This window comes from Flavobacterium reichenbachii (genome assembly GCF_002217435.1).
In the GTDB taxonomy this organism is placed as follows: Bacteria; Bacteroidota; Bacteroidia; order Flavobacteriales; family Flavobacteriaceae; genus Flavobacterium; species Flavobacterium reichenbachii.
Genome location: NZ_MUHF01000008.1, coordinates 81,529 through 102,816 on the forward strand (window position 1 = coordinate 81,529; position 21,288 = coordinate 102,816).

Sequence of the window (21,288 nt, forward strand, 5' to 3'; positions counted from 1 at the left end):
TGTTTTGGAGGAAATTTGTAACGTCTTTAAGGACTGATACTTTAATCAGTTTTTTAAAAACTTCAATAAATTACAAATAGAAAAAGTTAGTTAAAATGACACTTAAAAAGTTTAATCTTTTGTTGATAATTGGTGTTTTGAGCATTTTTAAAAGTAATGCGCAAAATACCGATTTCAAAAATCCCGCTTTAAAATATTATTTAAATCCAGAGAAAACCCGTTTTATTCAGTTTAGCGGTTATATGGAGTTTTGGGCAAGATATTCTGAACTCAATCCGGGAAGTTTGGTTAACGATCAGCACGAGACAGAAGTTTACGATTTTTCGATCAGAAGAATACGTGCCAAAATGACCATGCGTCCTACCGAAAAACTTACTGTGGTTTTGCAGATTGGACCTTCAAATGTCAATGTAAATTCTAAATCTAATACTTATATGGATTTACTTGATGCTTACGCAGAATACAAATTCTCAGATTACATTTCTGTCGGCGGAGGCCGCTCAACTTGGACAGGTTTATCAAGATTTTCAACAGGTCCAATGGCAACACTGCTTTATGACATGCCCGCTTTTGCAACAGCAAATGCTGGAAATACAGATGTAACGGTTAGAAAATTGGGTGTTTATATAAAAGGACAAATTGGAAAATTAGATTACCGAATGACTTTGGCAGATCCTTACACAGACGGAGCTTCAACACCAAAATTAAATACCGCAGTTTTTAATACCGATGGCGCGCACCAACTCGTAAGCGGGTATTTTAAATACCAATTTTTGGATAAAGAAAGTAATGAAACTCCTTTCAGCCCGGGAACTTATTTAGGAAAAAAGAAAGTATTCAATATCGGAATTGGAGCTGAATACATGGCTGATGCACTTTGGCATACGACCAATTCTGGAGAAGTAGTTCATGATGCTATGAAAAATATGGCGGTCGATATTTTTTATGACACTCCAATAGATAAAGAAAGAGGAACTTCATTTAGTGCCTATGCAATTGCTTTAAAAAATGATTACGGACCAAATTTTATCAGAAACATTGGAACTAATAATCCTGCAACAGGAGTTGATGCGACCGCTGTTTCTTTTAACGGAGCAGGAAATGCTTACCCGGTTGTTGGAACAGGAAATACCTATTACGCACAAATTGGAGGAACCCTTCCCTACTTCGATCATGAAAAAAAAGGCATGCAGTTAATGCCCGCGGCTTCTGTACAGTATTCAACATTTGACAGACTTGCAGATCCGGTGGTGGTTTATGATGCCGGAGTTACTTTATTATTCAACGGACATTCTTCTAAAATGACTTTTGATGCGCAGCGCCGTCCCATTTTTGGCAATGTTGCGAGTCTGGAAGATCAGCCTGCGGTGACAGCACATAGAATGACTTATCTTTTAAAATACAGAATCGATTTTAATTAAAAACAAATACAATGGAAAGAAGAAAATTTATAGTAAGTACTGCAATAGCCGCTATTTCGACTGGTGCAATGGCAAACGTTTTAGGAAGTGAACCTTTAGTAAATACAGAAAAAAAATTCTACAATCATTATCTATTATTCTGGCTGAAGAAAGACCTTTCTGAGAAACAAGTAGAAGATTTTGCTCAGTTTTTTAGAGACTTAAGCAAGCTTCCTTACTTAAAATCGATTCATTATGGCAAACCGGCCAACTCTTCGCCGCGTGCCGTTTTGGATAACAGTTTCAGTTATAATGTCGTAATGACTTTTGATAGTCTGGATGATCTTGAAACTTATGGAAAACTGCCTGAACACTTAGCAATTGTAAAAAAATACAGTGTCTTTTGGGATAAAATGCAGGTTCACGATTCTGTTTTAATTTAAATATTTAATAATTATAATAATTTTTCAAAAATGAAAAAAACTCTTTTAATTCTAGTTTTAGCGATGTTAACAGGAATAAATTCTAACGCAAAAAATAATGTAGACGGCAGCAGCAAGAAAAAGTCTAAAAAAGAAAAAACTAAAGCAGTAGAACACGATCACTATATTAAGGCCATCCGATTATATAATACCGAAGATGGAAAATGTACTTTTGAGATTGGAAAAATTCCAAACAAAACTACTATTGACTCTAAAGGTTTTTTTGCTCAAACTCACGTTGATGCTTATGAAAAAGTAGCACACGCAGCACCAAGAAAACAATATGTAGTTACTCTAAAAGGTAAATTAAAATTTAAAGTAAGTAATGGCGACACTTTTATTATTGAGCCGGGAGTTATCTTAATTGCAGAAGACACAAAAGGATCAGGACACACTTGGGATCTTGTAAAAGGAGACAAATGGGAACGTTTGTATATTCCGTTGACAGAAGATGGATCTGATCAGTTTATTAAAGATTAATTTCTTTCAAAAAAGCAATTAATCCTATTTATTTATAATACACAAAAGTCCGATTCAGAAGAGTCGGACTTTTGTGTAATTTACAAATTCGAATTTAAACGCTCTATAATTTTTTTTCCATGTTCATTATTTGGATTCAACTCAATTGATTTTTTATACATTTCTATTGCTTTATCTTTATTCCCTGTTTTCAAAAGGATTTCGCCATAACTATCAAAAGTATTCCAGCTCTCTGGAAATAAATAGGCGTTTAATTTTAAAATCTCCAAAGCTTCTTTATTTTGTTCTTTAGACATCATACGGTACGCCCATTCATTCAGTTCAAATTCATCGGGTGTAAAAGATGGGTTATTTTCCATTTCTTTTTTTGAAAACGGAATGGCATTCTCAAAACCAATTTTGCGCAATGTCGTACGAAGATTTGTTATCGGGTCAGCTTTTGGGATTCCCGCATTATATACTCCTGCTATTTCTTCTAGAAAATCTTCTGGATAACTTCCTCCCAAATTAGTAAGAACAATAACCGCCAGATCATCATCAGGATATATTAAAAAAGCAGATCTTCCGCCTCCAGACATTCCAACGGCGCGATGTTTTTTTCTATATTTATTCATTCCCCAGCCCAATGACCAAGGTGTAGATTTGCCATTATTAAAAACAGAAGGCGACCACATTTTCTCAAGTAAACTTAAATCATTCAGTAATTTACCTCCCTGCAGCGCAATCACCCAATGTGCCATATCTTCTGCCGTACTATTTAAACCCGCCGCAGTTCTTCTAAAATAAGGAAATTCATAGTAATTATTGATCAGCTTAGAATTTTCAAATGATTGTCCGTCTATATTTTTTCTCCAGAAATAAGTAGGAGCAAAATTTGGAATTACATCACGAGAATCTCCAAAAACAGTATGTTTCATTTCAGCTGGTTTAAACTGCAAATCCTCAAAATTTTGTGTAAAAGGCTTTTCGGAATATTTATCTATTAGTTTTCCCAATAAATATGCATTCGTTTGATTATAGGCAAACTTCTCTCCCGGAATAAAATCCATCGGCATTGTTTTGAGTTTTTCCCAAACGGCTTCCTCCGTTTTTAAGATGCCTACTCCGCCTGTAATTGGATCAAGAACCTTGAGTAGATCTGGAAGTCCTGAAGTATGTGTAAGTAAATGTTTAATTGTAATAGAGGCATTCCAGTTCTTTGGAAGTATATCCAAATAATGAGATACAGGTATTGAAAGATCTAATTTCCCTTTTTCTACTAACTGCATTACAGCTACACCAGTAAAAACTTTTGTAATTGAGTTTAAGGCAAATACAGACTGGCTGTTTACCGCAATACTATCCTGTATATTTGCGAAACCATAACTTTTGCTTACGGCAATTTTTCCATGCTGAATAATAGCAAGCTGCAGTCCTGGTATCTTTCTTTCCTGCATTTCCCGTCGAACAATAGCGTCTGCATCTTTTATTTTCTGCTGAGCATTTATCTGTGAACTAAATAATAGAACGATTATCGTAGAAAATAACTTCTTCATTTATTGCTAATTTTAAAGTTCGTACTTACAATTAGATAAATAAAGAAATAAAAGGTTTAATAACAGGTACTTTACAATATTTATGCTACTGTTCGAAATAACCTTAAAACCCAGCAGCTTCTTAAAAAAACAAAGAAGAATCAAAAAATTAGCAGATTTATAAATCGGCTAAAAAATTAATTTTCTGATACAAATTGTCCTTTTTCACTAACAACCTGATTTCCCCAATTGGTTATTGCTTCCAGAGCCGGAATAAAAGTTTTTCCAAAATCTGTCATTTCGTAAATTACTTTAATAGGCGGTTTTTCGCCATACACTTTTCGTGTTATCAATCCATCTTTCTCCAATTGTTTCAACTGCAGGCTTAAAGTCATTTCGGTTACCATTGGAATTTCCTTTCTCAATTCGCTAAATCTTTTTTCAGCATCTTTTAAGTGATACAGAATTACCGCTTTCCATTTTCCTCCAATTAAATCCATTGCCAGGCTTACTGTACAAGGATAAATCTTGCCATCTACTTTCACATAATTCCCTACACATTCTTTTCCCTCTTTTCCCACTTTACTCTTTTTTAGAAGACTATCTAATTCGATAGGTATTGCAAAATTATTAAACTATCAATAATTTTGCAACTATAATTTTTATAGTACCAAGATGAAAAAAATATTCGTGATAAACGGAGGAAAGAAATTCGCCCATTCCAAAGGGAAATTAAATGAAACCATAACACAATGGGATAAAGATTTTTTTAATGTTCAAAACGGTTTCGAACTTCAGTTTACTGAATTAAGCATTCCTTATGAAACGAATGTTGAAATCGAAAAATTCTTATGGGCAGATGTTATCATTTACCACTTCCCGATATGGTGGATGTATATTCCGTTTCAGCTAAAAGAATATCTTGACAATGTGCTTACGGCAGGGCATCGAAAAGGAATGTATTACAGCGACGGACGCAAGGCAGAAAATCCGCAGCGTAATTACGGGCACTGGAGGATTAATGCAGGACACAAAATATATGGTTACGACGACATGGAATGCACCAGAAATGGCTTTTATACTGCCCGAAGAATTCTTTCAGGGACGCAGTGTAGATGATGGAATACTATTTCCTTTTCATCGCATGAATGCGTTTTGCGGTATGCAGCAACTTGAGAGTATTCATTTTCATGATGTCGAAAAAAATGGTTCTCCAGAATTGATTGCTTCTTTTAAAGAGGAATATTTGAGCCATCTAAATAAAACTTTTATACTTAATAAATAAAAAACATGACACAAAATGCAATTATATGGCCGGAAAAATACCTTCCGGGCACAACAGACAATTATTGCTCGAATGAGGTAATTGTTGCCGGTTTAACGACAAATGAAGTTTGGCCTTACTTAAGTAATCCTTTTTTCTGGCCAAAATATTACAGCAATTCTTCTGATATAGAATTTATTAATAGAGAATCTCAATTATTAAATCAAGACGTTCGCTTTCGTTTTAAGACTTTTGGTTTTCCAATAGAAGCTCAAATAACCGAATTTGTCAAACCAGAATCAGGTCAGCCCGCAAGATTAGCATGGCACGGCTGGGCCGAAGGTGATGCAGAAACAAGATTAGATGTTATTCATGCATGGCTTATTGAGGATTTACCAGGCGGAAGAGTTCGAATCTTAACTCAGGAATCTCAAATTGGCAAACCAGCAACAACATTGGCAAATACAAAACCAAACCCAATGATAAACGGACATCAGGATTGGCTGGATGGTTTGGTAAAAGCTGTGAAAGAAAATGTGAAAATTGACTGATCTTAAAAGTTTTAAAAACTATATTTGATATTATACCATAGCAATGAAATTCTTAAAACACACTTCGGTAATCATTTCGCTTATTATTTATAATTTCTCTTTCGGACAAAGCAAAAACTATATTTTGATTTTGGCTAAAGCCGAAAAGAAAATGATTGTTTTAGATTATACTACTCTGGATACAATTGCGAAGATTCCGGCTGGAGAAGATCCGCACGAAATAGTCACAAACGATGACAATTCTCTTGCGTATATCTCTAATCCTGTAATGAATGGAAACGGGCACGAGATTCATGTGATAAATTTAAAAACATTAAAACCTGAAAATGTTATTGACACTAAACCTTTTGTGATTCCGCACGGATTGGTTTATCAAAATGACAAATTATGGTTTACGGCACAAGGTTCTAAAAGTGTGGTATTGTACGATATAAAAGAAAAGAAGATTGATCAGGTTTTTGGAACAGGACAAGATTTTACGCATCTTATTCAGGTTGCTCCTGACGGAAATCGTTTTTACACCACAAATGTTGAATCTGGTACGTTAAGCATTTACGAGAAAAAAGAGATTCCGCCCTATATGCCGCCAACCGGAGTTTTACCTGCAAATGCTAAACCTCGCCTTGAGTGGCGACAGGATTTGATTAATGTTGGTTTTGGAAGCGAAGGATTTGATATTTCAAAAGACGGTACAGAACTCTGGACAGCCAGACCAGACGGTTATATTGTTATTGTAGATTTGGTAAAAAAAGAAATTAAAGCCAAAATCGATTCGAAAGTTTTAGGACTGCACCGTCTTAAAATAACACCAGACGGAAAAACAGTTTGCATTGTAAGTGTCAAAACAGGCGATCTTTTATTTTATAATGCACAAACGCGAAAATTAGAGCAAAAAATAAACATTGGTCAGGGAGCTGGAATTTATATGGATGCGAAAAGCAACCGAATGTTTATTTCCTGTACACCAAACAATTATGTAGTAGTTATAGATTTAGCAACGAGAAAAGAAATCAAACGTATCACTGTTGGAAGACCTGATAATATAACAAGTGTCACTATAAAATAATAAGTCACCCGGATATGAAATAGTGTCTGTAAGAGATTTCAGAAACTTTATATGGATCATGTCAATGCTGTTAAAATAAAAAACGGTGTAAAAAGAGCAGCTATTTTATTTAAAGGTCTATAGTTTTTCTACTGATTCTTTAAAAAAGCTTTTATTTTTTATTTAATAATACTATTATTCTTAGTAAAACGGGAGTTAAGCTGTAATTATTTAATTACACATTGGTCCGGCAAGAAAGATTTATGCAAAACGCAGGCTTAAATTTTTATAATTCCATATTATAAAGCCCGCTAATTATCAAAATGGCATTTTTAGGGCAGATATAAAATAAAATATCCAGCTTTAAAAAAATTTAAATAATATTGCTTAACAATTTATTTTTGCAAATGGCTGTTAATTCTACTTTTGATGAAACTAAACTTATTCGTGAGTTATCTCAGGGAAGTGAGCCAGCGTTTACAAGTTTATACAATCACTACAAAAATGCTGTTTATGCAACGGCTTTAAAAATTACAAAGTCAAAAAATCTTGCAGAAGAAACAGTTCAGGATGTCTTCTTGAAAATTTGGCAAAATCATGAAAATTTAGGCGAAATAGCCAATTTCGAAAATTATCTTTTTATTATTTCTCGCAATCACATTTTTGATATGCTGAAAAAAATAGCAAGAGATACGAGTCTAATTTCAGACATTAAGTACAAAAACACTTCTTCCAGTGATACTGATACGGCTATTAAAGATGCCCAATATGCCGTAATTTTAAATCAGATCGTAGAACAGCTGCCTCCACAACAGCAGAAAATCTACAAAATGGCCAAATGGGAAGGTTTAAGTCATCAAAAAATTGGTGAAAACTTAGGCATTTCTACAGAAACCGTCAAAAAACATATGGCGCAGGCTTTAAAGTTTGTGCGTCATAAAATTTCTCCTTACATGAATATGTTTATGAGTCTGTTTTTGTTTTTTAATCTCTAGAGCTGCAGACTTTTCTTTCAAAACAAAACACAGAAACATTTCTTTACGTTTTTTTTACATTTTTTTTACTTTTCACTACTCCCTCCTGTTTTTTTAATCGTCTTTATATAAAAGAGCAGCATTTAAATGGGCTTAACCCCTATTTTTTTGATGATTTGAAAAAAAAAAAAAAAAAAACTAGCCCCCAATTTATCATTACAAACAAGTACTAACTTAATTTACGAGCAAATGCAGCAAAAAAAATTCGAAGAATTATTTGAAAGTTATCTGCAAAATAATCTATCAGAAGTCGAGCAGCAAAAAATGATGGAGATTATTGCACAAGGCGCACATGATGATTTCATAAAAGAAAAAATTCATATGATGCTGAAAGGAAATCATACTACAGAAGCAATAGACAGCGAGCAGGGAGAATTCATTTTAAATTATATTTTATCTAAACCAGAAAATGAACCAAAAGTGATTACACTGGAACCGGTAAGAAGAAACAAAAAAATCGTGCGTTTTGTTTTTGCTGCCGCTAGTGTTATTGTTTTAGCATTTGTTGGGAGTACTTTCTTTTTCAAATCAAGTCCTGTGGTTCCTGAGACGGTTATAGAACAACCAGCCGCTGCAGAAAGTGCTTTAATTGCTTTTAGCGGAAAACAATTGGTTCATCTCCCAGACGGAAGTACGGTTCTCTTAAATGATAACAGCAGCTTAAAATACAATCAGGATTATTTTGGCGGTACAACCCGCGAAGTTACTTTGACCGGAGAAGCTTATTTTGATATTAAAAGAAACGAGCAAAAACCTTTTATCGTACATACTGGTAAAGTGCAGACCAAAGTTTTGGGTACAGCATTTAATATCAATGCCCGCAGTTCGTCTGACAATATTGAAGTTACCGTTGCCCGAGGAAAAGTTCAGGTTGGAGATACCGAAAAAATATACGGCGTAATTACGCCAAATCAGCAGATTAAAGTAAATAAAAACACTTTGAACTTTGAACAGAATAAAATAAACGCAGCTGTGGTAACAGAATGGAAAAGCAATTACCTGATTCTGGATGATATCAATATGCAGGAAGCAGTTGCTTTAATTTCTCAGAAATATAAAGCACAGATTTTACTATCAAATGAAAAAATCAAGAATTGCAGAATAACAGCGAGTTTCTTAAATGAAGAAGATTTAGATCATGTTCTAAAGGTAATCTGCAGTGTTATTGAAACTGAATATCATTATAACAAAGCCGGTACTATTGTTTTAGAAGGAAAAGGCTGTGAATAAAATTTAAATAAAGAAATAAGGCCGACTAACCTCCTACTTAGAAAGCTGAAAAAAAAGAATATTAACCTTTAAAAACAAATACAACTAACCAAAAACTAAAATAAAAAAGCCATCCAGCTCCTACACCAGATGGCCAAGATTCCTAATAATTAATCCAGTAACCATTAAAAAACATGCAAATTTATGAAATTACGCTGTAAAACAACCATGTTTGACAGGGAAAAGAAATCATCTTTTTTCCATTTGTCAAAAAAAACAATTATGATTATGCGAATCAGTTTATTCCACATTTTCTTACTGACCTGCGGCACTCATATGGTCTTTGCTACCGAAATGAACGGCCAAAATTTAGAATCAATATCTGTTGACATTGAACTTCACAATCAAGATATTAAGACTTTATTTAAAACAATAGAAAATAAAACGGGATTACTGTTTGCTTATCAGCCGCAAACCATAAAAGATTTTCCAAAGGTAACTACACAAAGAGGACGCCGCAGTGTGAGTGAGCTTTTGAATTCTGTATTTCAAGGCAGTAATTTAGTCTACAAACAAGTAGATAAAAATGTTGTGATTTACAAAAAAGAGATTGCCAAAACTGCTGAAAAAACAGAAAATAACAGTGAAGCAAACTATATGCTTAACGGAAAAGTTCTGGACGAAAACGGACAACCTTTGCCTGGTGTTTCTATTGCAGTTGCAGGCGGAAACAAACAAGGGATTTCAGATTTTGACGGACAATTTTATATTGAATTACCAACGGGAAAACACGTCTTGAAAGTATCTTATTTAGGATATAAATCACAAGAAGTTACGGTCGAAAATCAGACTTCGATTATCATAAAAATGCAGCCCGATTTGGCAAAATTAGATGAGGTTGTCGTTATTGGTTATGGTACTACTACCAGAAGAACTTCTACCGGATCTGTAGTTAAAATTACTGCTGAAGATATTGAAAAACAACCCGTAACTAATATTTTGCAAACTTTGCAGGGAAGAACTCCGGGAGTTTTTGTTTCTCAGACTTCTGGTTATGCAGGAAGCAACATTAATATCAATATTCGTGGTTTAAACTCTATTTTATCTAATAATTTACCTCTTTATGTAGTCGATGGTATTCCTTACATCTCCAATGACATCAAAGAGCAGGTTCAGGGAGACCGTGTTATCAGAGGTGCACAAAAATCAACAAGCCCATTAAATATCATCAATCCAAATGATATAGAAAGCATCGAAATTCTTAAAGATGCAGATGCTACGGCTATTTACGGTTCTAGAGCTGCAAATGGTGTTGTACTTATTACAACCAAAAAAGGAGAATCAGGAAAAACAGTATTTACTGTAAATACAAATTCTGGAATCTCAGAGGTTGGGCACATGATCAAAACGCTGGATACGCCTACTTATCTTAATATGCTGCGTACGGCATTAAACACGACAAATACTGCCCCTACAGGATTTAGCAACGGAATTGCCTTAACAGCATTTGACCAAAATGCTTATACCAACTGGCAGGAAAAATTAATTGGAGGCGCTGCTAATTTTAATGACTTTTCTGGAAGTTTAAAAGGCGGAAATGACACTACAAATTTTCTTTTAAGCAGCAGTTATCACAAAGAAAGTACTGTTTTGCCGGGAGATTTTGGTTATAATAAATTTTCTACCAACTTTAATATTACTCACAGCACATTAAACAAAAAACTAAAGGTAGGAGCTTCAGTTTTGTATTCTGCTGACAATAATAAACTGCCATTTTACGACATTACCAATTATGCTGTTGTTACGGCACCAAATCATCCTATATATAATCAAGATGGATCTTATTATTGGTCACCAACTTATTTTAGTGATGTAAACCCAGTTGCCGCTTTAGACAGAAGAGTTGAAGACAAAGGGAATAATTTGATTACCAGTTTTAATTTTCAATTTGAACTTGCAAAAGGCTTGTCTTTTAAAACCGATTTAGGATACGGAAAAGCAGAAATGATTACAAAGCAGATTTTGCCTGCGTCGGGTATGAATAATGTGTATTATACAGCGAGTAACCTTTCGCTAAACCTTTCAAGATCTTACACGGTTTCAAACAATAATACCAACAACTTTACTATAGATCCGCAGTTAAACTATACAACTCCTTTATGGAAAGGTAATCTTTCTGTTTTGGTTGGTGGCTCCTGGCAGAACAGAAAATCAGAAATGCCGTCTTATGTAAGTACATCTGGCTACAGTGCAGATAACTTAATAGGTATTACAGGTTCTGCAACCAATATCACTTCGTACAATGGTACTTCAGAATATAAGTATGCTTCTCTTTTCAGCAGGGTAAACTATAATATTTTAAGTAAATATATCTTGAATGCCAATTTTAGAAGAGATGGATCGTCTCGTTTTGGCGCCAACAAAAAATATGGAAATTTTGGATCTCTTGGTGCTGCCTGGATTTTTTCTGCAGAAGATTTCTTAAAAGACAGCTCTGTTTTAAGCTTTGGTAAACTTCGTTCCAGCTATGGAGAAGTTGGTAATGATCCGTCTGAAGAATATGGATATGCTGACACTTACAGTTCTAGTACTTATGGTGTTGGAAACTCTGCTTTGGCTACAACCCGTATTGCAAATCCAAATTACAGATGGGAAGTTACTAAGAAATTTGAAGCTGCAATAGATCTTGGTTTTCTTAATGATCGTTTATCATTTAGTGCTGCTTTTTACAGAAATACTTCTGGAAACCAATTGGTTACTGCAACTCTTAGCCCTCAGGCAGGTTTTACAGGTTATATAGCAAATTTAGGTGCATTAGTTGAAAATAAAGGATGGGAATTTACACTTAATTCAACCAACATTCATACTAAAAACTTAAACTGGTCGACATCGCTTAATTTTTCTACAAACTCAAATAAACTTTTAGAATTCGAAAACTTACAAAATTCAGCATATTACTCTCAATATGTTGTAGGAAATTCAATATCTGCAAGGTATTTATACAACTATACTGGTGTAGTAAATGGAATTGCTCAGTTTGAAGATACTAATGGAGACGGAAGAATTAGTACTGGTTTTGCTCAGACGGGTGCTGGTGACAGAAAATATTATGGTTCTACCGCTCCTAAATATTACGGAGGAGTTTTAAACTCTGTAAGTTATAAAGCATTTTCATTAGACTTTTTATTTCAATTTGTAAAACAAGACGGAAGAAGCATGTTGGCTTCTACTGCAGTACAGCCGGGTTACCCATACGGTTTAGCCAATTATCAGGTTGATGAATACAATGAATACATTGCTCAGGGAAATATTTTGAGTACAGCGTATCAGCCAAGTTTCTTAAACTATGCAGGTTCTACTGCTACGATTGTTGATGCTTCTTACATTAAATTAAAAAATGTAAGCGCGACTTATACTATTCCCCTGGATCAAAAAACGCAAAAATTCATTCAGAAGATTCGTCTTTCCTTACAAGGACAAAACTTGGTGACTTTTACTAAATACAAAGGATTTGACCCTGAAACTCAAGGTTTAGCTTTACCTCCACTACGTACGATAACTCTTGGAACTCAGTTTACATTTTAAATCTAAAAATCATGAAAAATAATTCTATAAAATACTCGTATATATTTTCGTTTTTTCTTTTAGTAGGACTAACGAGCTGCGAAAGCTTACTTGAAGTTGAACTTCCGAGCAGTGAATTATCATCTGCTACGGTATATGCTTCTGACGCTACTGCTGAAGCTGCTGTAAACGGAATTTACCAAAGTATGGTAACACTTACTTATTATAATTCACTGCATATTATTCCCGGACAAACATCTGATGAACTTTTACCGGTGTCATTGATTGAAAATGTTTACACTACAAATGAAATTCCGATCACAGACGGTACCAATGGAAGTATGTGGACAGAATTTTATAAAACCATTTACAATGCTAATGCCGTTATAGAAGGTATAACTGCAAGCAAAACTCTTACTGAAGCCAAAAGCACGCGTTTTGTTGCTGAAGCAAAATTTATAAGAGCTTTCTGTTATTTTTATCTGACCAATTTATATGGCGATGTTCCTTTAGTTTTAAGTACAAGTGTAGAAAAGTCTTCTCTGGCTCCCCGCAATACTCAAACTGAAGTTTACAATCAAATTAATATTGATCTTGAAGATGCTTCAAACAATCTTCCTGTTAATTACAGCAATTATACCAATCAGCGTATCAGAGCTACAAAATGGACTGCACAAGCTTTATTAGCAAGAGTGAATCTTTATTTAGGAAAATGGACTGAGGCATCAACTTATGCAAGTGCAGTAATAAGCCAGAATGGGACTTATAAAATGATCAACGGACTAACAGCAACAAACAGCCCTTTTATCGCAGATAATACAGAAGCAATCTGGCAGATTCCTTACTTTAATACGGCTTATACGTATGAAGGAGGCGCTACTTTTACAGCACCAAATGCTGCTACACAAATTGGTGGTACTTTTATTCTTAGAAAAAGTGCAACGTTATTTGAAACCGATGACGCCAGAAAAACAAACTGGACTGTTCCTATTAAATCATCTGCAGGAGTTTCTATAGGAATTGGTCCTAGAAAATACAAAAACTCGTATACTACAGCTCCTGTAGAACGCTCGACAGTATTGAGATTGGCAGAACTTTATTTAATTAGAGCAGAAGCCAGAGCAAAACTAAATGATATAACCGGAGCGCAGCAAGATATTAACGTAATCAGAAACAGAGCGTTATTAGCATCTACTACATTGACAGATCCAAATCAATTGTTAGACTTAATCGCTTTAGAAAGACAACGTGAATTTTTTGGAGAATTTGGCCACAGATGGTTTGATCTTAAAAGAACTGGAAAAGCTGATGAAGTATTAGGAATAATACCTGCAAAAATCTGGGCAGCTACAGATAAACTCTATCCTATACCAGAAACGGCTACTCGTTCTAATCCTTTTTTAACTCAAAACGAAGGATATTACTAAAATAATAAAAATGATGCAGGAATGTATTTTCAATAAAAATACATTTCTGCAATTTTAAAAAACACTATGGAAACAACAATTGTAAGAGTTGAGGATTTGTCACATCAATACAGCAAGGATTGGGCAATACAAAATATAAATTTTGAAATTAAAACAAATAGGATTTTAGGTCTTTTAGGATCTAATGGCGCAGGAAAATCAACCACAATGAATATACTTTGCGGTGTTTTAAACCAAACCAGCGGTAATATTTTTATTGACGGAATTAATCTGAAAGAAAATCCTGTTGAAGCCAAAAAACTAATTGGTTTTTTACCGCAGACACCGCCTTTACATTTAGACTTAACTGTAAATGAATATTTGATTCACTGTGCAGAATTACGTCATGTAAAAAAAGAAGATTTAAAAAATGCTTTAGAGAAAGCCAAAGAACAATGCGGTATTTCACATTTCAGCCACCGATTAATTCGAAACTTATCTGGAGGTTACAGACAACGTGTGGGTATTGCGCAAGCTATTATTCACGAACCTAAATTAGTAGTTTTAGATGAACCGACGAACGGACTTGACCCAAACCAAATTCTAGAAGTTAGAAAATTAATCAAAAAAATATCAAAAGATAAAGCGGTTATTTTCTCTTCACACATTCTTTCTGAGGTTCAGGCTACATGTCAGGATATCAGAATGATAGAAAACGGACATATGGTTTTTTCTGATACGCTGGATGCATTCAACAATTATATTGAAGCTGATAAACTAACGGTAAGTTTTGAAAATCCGCCGCAACTTACTTCTTTAACTGATATTCCAGAAATTACGGACGCCGTTTTTATTTCGCCTAAAAAAATGCAGATCACTTTTACAGGAACACAGGAAATTGCTGAAAAAATTGTATCGCTCAGCGTTAACAACAATTGGAAATTACGTGAGATTCAATTTGAAAAAGTATCACTAGACGAAATTTTTGCTCAATTATCTAAAAAAGCGCCATCTAAAAACGCTATTCTTTCTTAAAAAACAAACAAATGAAAACAATATATAGAATTGCTAAAACAGAGCTTAACACTATGTTTTACTCCCCTGTCGCGTGGGTAGTTTTGGTAATATTTTCGATCCAGTCCAGCTGGAAATTCTTCGGTACAATTGAACGTTTTGAAAAATCACAAAAAATTGGGCAGCACATGGACAATCTGTCTCAAGTTATTTTTTCTGGTTTCAGCGGTTTATATACCGAAATGCAGAGTTACTTATATCTTTATGTACCACTTTTAACAATGGGATTGGTAAGCCGTGAAATCAACAGCGGTTCTATTAAACTCTTACTTTCTTCACCAATTAAAATTAAAGATATTGTATTGGGCAAATATTTAGCTATTGCCGTTTACTGCCTTTTATTCATTGCAGTATTGGGCTTACAAGTTGCTATCGCCTACTTCTCTATTGAAAATTTAGATTTAAAATTTGCAATATCAGGACTTATTGGTTTGTATTTATTGGTTTGCACCTATGCTGCTATTGGTCTTTTTATGTCTTGTTTAACATCTTATCAAGTGGTTGCTGCGATCAGTACTTTGGTGGTTTTGGCAGGTTTAAATTTCATCGGAAAACTTTGGCAGGATGTAGAAGTTGTAAAAGACATTACCTATTTCCTTTCGATTGCAGGACGTGCCGATGAAATGCTGGAAGGACTTATTATCAGCAAAGATGTATTTTACTTCGTTTTAGTAAGCAGTCTTTTTATTGTATTGAGTATCTACAAATTACAAACAGGAAGAGATGCACAAAGTATCTCAAAAAGAGTTCTAAAATATACTTTATTGATTACGATTGTATTATCATTGGGATACATTACCTCAAGAGCTTCTCTGACATCATATTATGATATGACTCGTACAAAAGACAGAACGCTGACAAAAAACAGTTTAGCTATTGTTAAAAAAATAGACGGGCCAATAAAGTTAACAACATATGTAAACTTATTAGATATTAATTATTACATGGTAATGCCTTATTCTCAAAACCAGGATATTTCCAGTTTTGAAAAATATACACGTTTTTTACCTCAAATGGAAATGGAATATGTGTATTACTATGACACGTCAAACAATACAGCTTTGTATGCTCAAAACCCAGGATTGAATGACAAACAGCTTGCAGAGAAAATGATCGAAACACAGAGCATGAAACTCAAAAAGTTATATTCTCCTGCAGAAATCAACAAAATTATTGACCTTAAATCAGAGCAGAACAGAGTTGTAAGAACAGTTGAATACAACGGGAAGAAAACATATTTAAGAATGTTTGATGATATGTTTAAAGTTCCGATGGAGAAAGAAATTTCAGCAGCTTTAAAACGAGTAGTTGTCACAGCGCCAAAAATTGTTTTTGTAACCGGAAACATGGAAAGAAGCGTTGATAAAATTGGAGATAAAAATTATAAAACAGGATTTAACGAAATTTCTTTTAGATACTCACTTATTAATCAAGGATTTGATGTTTCTTCTGTAGATATTAATGCACATAATATTCCCAAAGAAACGACCATTCTGATCATTGCCGATCCGAAAACGCAATTGAGCCAAGGTGCTGTAGACCGAATCAATAAATATATTGACGAAGGGAAAAATCTAATGCTTTTGGCAGAACCAGAAACCAACTCAGCTTTGGCGGCAGTAACAGACAAATTAGGATTGAGCTTTACGAAACAAGCACTGGTTCAGGAAAGTGAAACCAATTCTCCTGATTATTTAGTAACCGAAGTTTCAAAAAACATAGACTCAACAGTTATTAAATTAAGTAAAAACAGAAATGAGAGTCCAATTCCGTTTTTAGGAAGCTGCGGTATCAAAACAGTAAAAGATACAGGATTTAAAGTTACACCGCTTTTAAAAACAAATCAGCATCCGGCTTGGGAATCACAGACTGGAATCACTTCAATTACTGAAGATTTAAAAAAACAGCCTTCCGTGACTTCTGTTCCACTTGCTGTTGCTTTAACAAGAAATGTAAATGGAAAATCGCAAAAAATAATTGTAGCCGGAGATGCCGATTTTATGGGTAACGCCGAGTTAAGCCGAAGCGGATCTGGAACATTTCAGTTTGTAACCGATATTTTCAGCTGGTTCAGCAATTATGAGTTTCCTATTGATACCACTCGTCCAGAGCATATTGACAGCGGCATAACAATAAATGCGAATCAGGTTTTCATCAATAAAATTGTATTTATTGCTTTGTTTCCTTTATTGATTATTCTGAGCGCTGCTTTTATCCTAATTAGAAGAAACAGAAGATAAAAAACATCAAAATGTATACTAAAAAAACTATCATTATTGGGATTATGGCCTTGTCTTTTCAAGGCGCATTTTCTCAATTTAAAACCAACATTCCGCTGGATAAAAACGTGACGACCGGAAAATTAAAAAACGGACTTACGTATTATATTCTGCATAATGAAGAACCCAAAGACAGAGCCAGTTTTTACTTTGTTCAAAACGTTGGTGCCATTCTAGAAGATGACAACCAAAACGGATTGGCACATTTTCTGGAACACATGGCTTTTAACGGAACAGAACATTTTAAAGGAAAAGGAATCATTAAAATGCTGGAAAAAAACGGAGTAAGTTTTGGTAAAGATATCAACGCTTATACTGCTCAGGATGAAACTGTTTACAATATCAGCACTGTTCCGGCTACCAACCAAAAACTAATTGATTCTACGCTTTGGGTTTTACACGACTGGTCTGGCTCTTTATCTTTGACAGATGCCGAAATTGATGCTGAAAGAGGCGTAATCAGAGAAGAATGGAGAACCCGCAGAACAAGTGGTTTTCGTTTAAAAATGCAGACGGATCCAGTTCTCTATAAAGGTTCAAAATACAGTAAACGCGACGTTATTGGTGATTTAAATATCATCAATAACTTCAAATATCCTGAATTGCGAAACTATTATAAAAAATGGTACAGACCAGATTTACAAGCTGTAATTATTGTTGGTGATATTGATGTTAAAGTAATGGAACAAAAAGTCAAAGCTATATTTTCTGGTATTCCTTTGGCAAAAAAAGTTGCTGCGAGAACCTATACCGAGATTCCAAAACATGATGAATTGTATTTTGGAACTGCCTCTGATAAAGAAGCTTCTTCCACCTCAATTACATTGCAATATGTTCTGGATGAACCTTTGTTAAAAGACAGCATCGTTACGCGCAAAAATGTAATGAACTCTTTTTATACCAGTATTTTAAACAATCGTTTTAAAGAATTAATACTAAAAAATCAAGGTCTGGCATTAAATTTAAAAACCTATTTCGAACCCATTTCAAGATTAAATACTTCGTTTAATATTTCGGCTTTAGCCAAAAAAGGAAAAACAATCGAAGCTTTTGAAGAAGCCTACACAGAAGCGGAACGTTTGAAGCGTTTTGGCGCTGCACAAGCCGAATTAGACCGAACCAAAAAGCTTTTCATCAGTTCATACGATGATTTTATCAGCAACAAAGATAAAGTTCTTAATGACAGCTGGGCAGATAAACTGACGAACTACTTTTTGAAAGCAAAACCCTTTCTTGCCCCACAAGAAGATTATAATTTAATTGTTGGTATTATAAAAAACATCACTTTAGAGGAGTTAAACGCTTACGCGAAAACCATTCAAAAGCCAACAAATCAAGTAGTTTTGGTTACAGGTTCAGATCAGGACAAAAATAATTTTCCAACAAAAGAAGCGGTTGTTAGTGTAATGAAAAAAGTCGAAAACATGACTTTAGAACCTTACACAAAAAAAGAAAACAATGCGCCTTTGATAGATAAAGACTTAAAACCTGCTGCGATTAAAAAAACATTTGAAGTCGCTGGAATAAAAGATGCAAAAGGTTATATTTTAGAAAATGATGCTAAGATAATTGTGCTTCCTACAACCTATTCTCAGGATCAGATTGTATTTTCTGCTTTTTCAAAAGGTGGTAAATCGCTGCTAAAAACAGAAGATTTGGCTTCTGCCGAAATTACAACTACAATTGCAAGATCCTCAGGTTTAGGGAATTTTGACAATATTGGTTTAAAAGAAAAACTGACAGGAAAAGTAGCGTCTGCTGTTCCTTTTATTGGCGAAAATACACAAGGTTTTCAGGGAAGTTCTAACAAAGCCGATTTAGAAACGATGCTGCAATTGGTTTATCTTTCTTTTGAAGCGCCTCGTTTTGATTCTAATATTTTTAATATTCTAAAAGAGCAATATAAAAATCGCTTAGAAACCATTAAAAAAGACAATGGAAGTGCTTTTAAAGATTCTATAGATTTAGCCAGTTCAAATCATAATCCGAGAACTTTTATATTCAACGAAAAATTTCTTGAAACAATTGATCTGAAAAAAGCAGAAAGTATTTATCGTGACCGCATTAAAAATGCGTCTGATTTTACTTTTATTTTCGTTGGAAATATTCCAGAATCAGCATTAGAATTGATTCAGAAATACATCGGAAATATAAAATCAAATCCAGCTTTAAAAGAGAATTTCGTCGATCATAATATCGAACCTAAAAAAGGAAAAACGGCAGTTCATTTTAAACGTCCAATGGAAGTTGCAAAATCAACTGTTTATTTGAGTTTGACTGGAAAAGTAGAATATACAAAAGAGAATGCACTGCAAATGTACATGATCGGAGAAATATTGTCTAAACGTTTTTTACAGACTATTCGAGAAGAAGAAGGCGGCAGTTACGGCGTAAATGTAGGCGGTAATCTGGAATTGATTCCGAAACCTTCTTTTAAACTTGCATTGACTTTTGACTGTAATCCTGAAAAACAGGAAAAATTAATGCAGATTGTCTGGAAAGAAATCAATGACTTAAAAACGAATCCTGTTAATGCAAATGATTTAGAAGACATTAAAAAAGCACTTCTTAAAAACAGAGAAGAATCGCTTAAAACCAATTCTTTTTGGAACAGCACAATTTACAATAACAGCTTAAATCAGATTCCGTTTTTGCAGGATGAAGAATATAAAAACTTAATTTCTAAAATTAATCAGAAAACTATTCAGCAGTTTAGTAAGCACGTTTTGGATAGTTCTAGTAGTGTCGAAGTTATTATGAGCCCTGAAAATACAGGAAAGTAAGAACTTTAGAATACATTTTTTTTATTTTATTAGTCATTAAAGGTTGTCTTTGCCAAGACAGCCTTTTTTGTTTTCAAAAAACAGTATGAAATCTCGTTTTTATAAATCATAACAAGCTAATTTAAAAATCATTAACTAAAAAAACAACGTGTAATTCAGTAAGTGACTTTCATCAAAGAAAGGCTGCTTCACAAATAGGAAGCAGCCTCTTATTATATTTTGTAAAGAGAACTCTAATTCAACTTCTAGTATAAATAATTTAGAGCTGTAACATCATTTCCATTAAAAGCTCCTGTCTCGCTAGAACTGAAACATGCTCTCATGTAAGAAGTTGCATCATATCCTGAAGGTGTTCCCGGAATAAGAACTGCTCCAACACCAGCTGTGCCTTCATTTGAATTCTGTCCGCAACTTTGACGGCTGAACCAGTCTGTATGACGTAAACCAATACAGTGGCCTATCTCGTGTGCTGCTACGTGCGCATTTACACCTGTTGAATAACTATCTAATCCAGAATATAGTGTAACTGAATTATAAGGTGCCCCTCCAGAAGGGAAACCTGCTACTCCGCCGGCAGAACCAGTCTGTCTTCTTACAACAATGTTTGCACCAGAAGTACTTGAACTAAAGGTTAGTGTAAAGTTAATAGACAATCCTAAATTATTGTATCTATTTATTGCCGCCTGCAATCCAGCGCGCATATTTGTAGATAAAGCTGTTGTACCAGTTCCTGTTAATCCAACAACTCTTATAGTTCTTGGAGCAGATACCAGATTAGTGGTACGGTATTGTTCTGTAGTAATACCTCCGTGAAGATCCATTTTGTTTAATTGATCTTGCGTAATGATGATATCTCCTTCTATCAGGAAAGCATCCTCAACGGTACCATCTAAGTTAGTATTCTTAATCACCTGAACATCTGTTGTATTAAGTGAAAGAGCACTGATTTTATTTAACACCTCTGGTGTTACTTTAAGAGAAGCTTGATCTGCTTGATTTGACTCGTCTTCTTTGCTACAAGACAAAATTGTTAGCGCTATAAAGGACAAGGCTAAAATTGATTTAATTTTTTTCATAATAGGTTTTTTTCGGTTATTAAAATAAGTTGATAAATAGGGGTCTTTACAAAATATTAATAATATTTGTAATCAAATTTAGATAATTTTAATCTTAAAATAACTACAAGACAGTTATTTAACATTT

At 34.2% G+C, this 21,288-nt stretch carries 17 protein-coding genes; 14 read left to right on the top strand and 3 right to left on the bottom strand.

The window, feature by feature from the left end:
• Positions 1 to 95: 95 nt before the first annotated feature.
• From B0A68_RS09270 to B0A68_RS09280, 3 genes are read left to right on the top strand one after another with little or no spacing between them, the layout of a single operon-like run.
• Positions 96 to 1,421, top strand: a complete 1,326-nt coding sequence (locus B0A68_RS09270) for a hypothetical protein (protein WP_051892410.1) — start codon at positions 96 to 98, stop codon at positions 1,419 to 1,421.
• A gap of 11 nt (positions 1,422 to 1,432) precedes the next feature.
• Positions 1,433 to 1,843, top strand: a complete 411-nt coding sequence (locus tag B0A68_RS09275) for a Dabb family protein (protein ID WP_035679933.1) — start codon at positions 1,433 to 1,435, stop codon at positions 1,841 to 1,843.
• A gap of 30 nt (positions 1,844 to 1,873) precedes the next feature.
• Positions 1,874 to 2,362 (top strand): cupin domain-containing protein, encoded by a 489-nt coding sequence (locus tag B0A68_RS09280; protein WP_240475216.1) that lies wholly within the window; start codon positions 1,874 to 1,876, stop codon positions 2,360 to 2,362.
• Positions 2,363 to 2,442: 80 nt separating this feature from the next.
• On the opposite strand, the gene B0A68_RS09285 is transcribed toward B0A68_RS09280, so the two are convergent.
• Both B0A68_RS09285 and B0A68_RS09290 read right to left on the bottom strand, forming a co-directional pair.
• Entirely contained in the window at positions 2,443 to 3,897 is a 1,455-nt protein-coding gene (locus B0A68_RS09285) for a serine hydrolase (RefSeq protein ID WP_035679931.1), read from the bottom strand.
• 176 nt (positions 3,898 to 4,073) lie between these two features.
• Positions 4,074 to 4,457 carry a winged helix-turn-helix transcriptional regulator gene (locus B0A68_RS09290; RefSeq protein ID WP_035679930.1) on the bottom strand — a complete coding sequence of 128 codons (384 nt, stop codon included), beginning with the start codon at positions 4,455 to 4,457 and terminating at the stop codon, positions 4,074 to 4,076.
• A gap of 94 nt (positions 4,458 to 4,551) precedes the next feature.
• Between B0A68_RS09290 and B0A68_RS09295 the strand changes: the two genes are divergently transcribed.
• The 11 genes from B0A68_RS09295 (at position 4,552) to B0A68_RS09340 (ending at position 20,085) form a co-directional block, all read left to right on the top strand.
• Positions 4,552 to 4,995, top strand: coding sequence for an NAD(P)H-dependent oxidoreductase (locus tag B0A68_RS09295; protein ID WP_316930953.1), 444 nt, complete (start codon positions 4,552 to 4,554; stop codon positions 4,993 to 4,995).
• The gene (locus B0A68_RS24810; protein WP_317044646.1) at positions 4,916 to 5,161 is read left to right on the top strand and encodes an NAD(P)H-dependent oxidoreductase; all 246 of its coding nucleotides are present in this window, start codon (positions 4,916 to 4,918) and stop codon (positions 5,159 to 5,161) included. Before B0A68_RS09295 ends, B0A68_RS24810 begins: the two co-directional genes overlap by 80 nt.
• Positions 5,162 to 5,166: 5 nt before the next feature.
• Complete coding sequence (locus tag B0A68_RS09300; protein WP_035679927.1) at positions 5,167 to 5,691, top strand: SRPBCC family protein; 525 nt, start codon at positions 5,167 to 5,169, stop codon at positions 5,689 to 5,691.
• Between the two features lie 43 nt (positions 5,692 to 5,734).
• Positions 5,735 to 6,757 carry a beta-propeller fold lactonase family protein gene (locus B0A68_RS09305; protein WP_035679925.1) on the top strand — a complete coding sequence of 341 codons (1,023 nt, stop codon included), beginning with the start codon at positions 5,735 to 5,737 and terminating at the stop codon, positions 6,755 to 6,757.
• A gap of 386 nt (positions 6,758 to 7,143) precedes the next feature.
• A complete protein-coding gene (locus B0A68_RS09310; protein ID WP_035679923.1) occupies positions 7,144 to 7,731 on the top strand; it encodes an RNA polymerase sigma factor in 588 nt (195 codons plus the stop codon).
• 228 nt (positions 7,732 to 7,959) lie between these two features.
• The gene (locus B0A68_RS09315) at positions 7,960 to 9,000 is read left to right on the top strand and encodes a FecR family protein (protein WP_051892409.1); all 1,041 of its coding nucleotides are present in this window, start codon (positions 7,960 to 7,962) and stop codon (positions 8,998 to 9,000) included.
• 261 nt (positions 9,001 to 9,261) lie between these two features.
• A complete protein-coding gene (locus B0A68_RS09320) occupies positions 9,262 to 12,564 on the top strand; it encodes a SusC/RagA family TonB-linked outer membrane protein (RefSeq protein WP_165571313.1) in 3,303 nt (1,100 codons plus the stop codon).
• A gap of 11 nt (positions 12,565 to 12,575) precedes the next feature.
• Positions 12,576 to 13,970 carry a RagB/SusD family nutrient uptake outer membrane protein gene (locus B0A68_RS09325; protein ID WP_035679921.1) on the top strand — a complete coding sequence of 465 codons (1,395 nt, stop codon included), beginning with the start codon at positions 12,576 to 12,578 and terminating at the stop codon, positions 13,968 to 13,970.
• Positions 13,971 to 14,036: 66 nt separating this feature from the next.
• Complete coding sequence (locus B0A68_RS09330; protein ID WP_035679918.1) at positions 14,037 to 14,984, top strand: ABC transporter ATP-binding protein; 948 nt, start codon at positions 14,037 to 14,039, stop codon at positions 14,982 to 14,984.
• An 11-nt stretch (positions 14,985 to 14,995) separates the two neighbouring features.
• Positions 14,996 to 17,263, top strand: coding sequence for a Gldg family protein (locus tag B0A68_RS09335; protein WP_035679915.1), 2,268 nt, complete (start codon positions 14,996 to 14,998; stop codon positions 17,261 to 17,263).
• A gap of 11 nt (positions 17,264 to 17,274) precedes the next feature.
• Positions 17,275 to 20,085 carry a M16 family metallopeptidase gene (locus B0A68_RS09340; RefSeq protein WP_035679912.1) on the top strand — a complete coding sequence of 937 codons (2,811 nt, stop codon included), beginning with the start codon at positions 17,275 to 17,277 and terminating at the stop codon, positions 20,083 to 20,085.
• 245 nt (positions 20,086 to 20,330) lie between these two features.
• Here B0A68_RS09340 and B0A68_RS09345 read toward each other — a convergent pair whose 3' ends face one another.
• The gene (locus B0A68_RS09345; RefSeq protein WP_035679910.1) at positions 20,331 to 21,161 is read right to left on the bottom strand and encodes a M57 family metalloprotease; all 831 of its coding nucleotides are present in this window, start codon (positions 21,159 to 21,161) and stop codon (positions 20,331 to 20,333) included.
• Between the last annotated feature and the right edge of the window lie 127 nt (positions 21,162 to 21,288).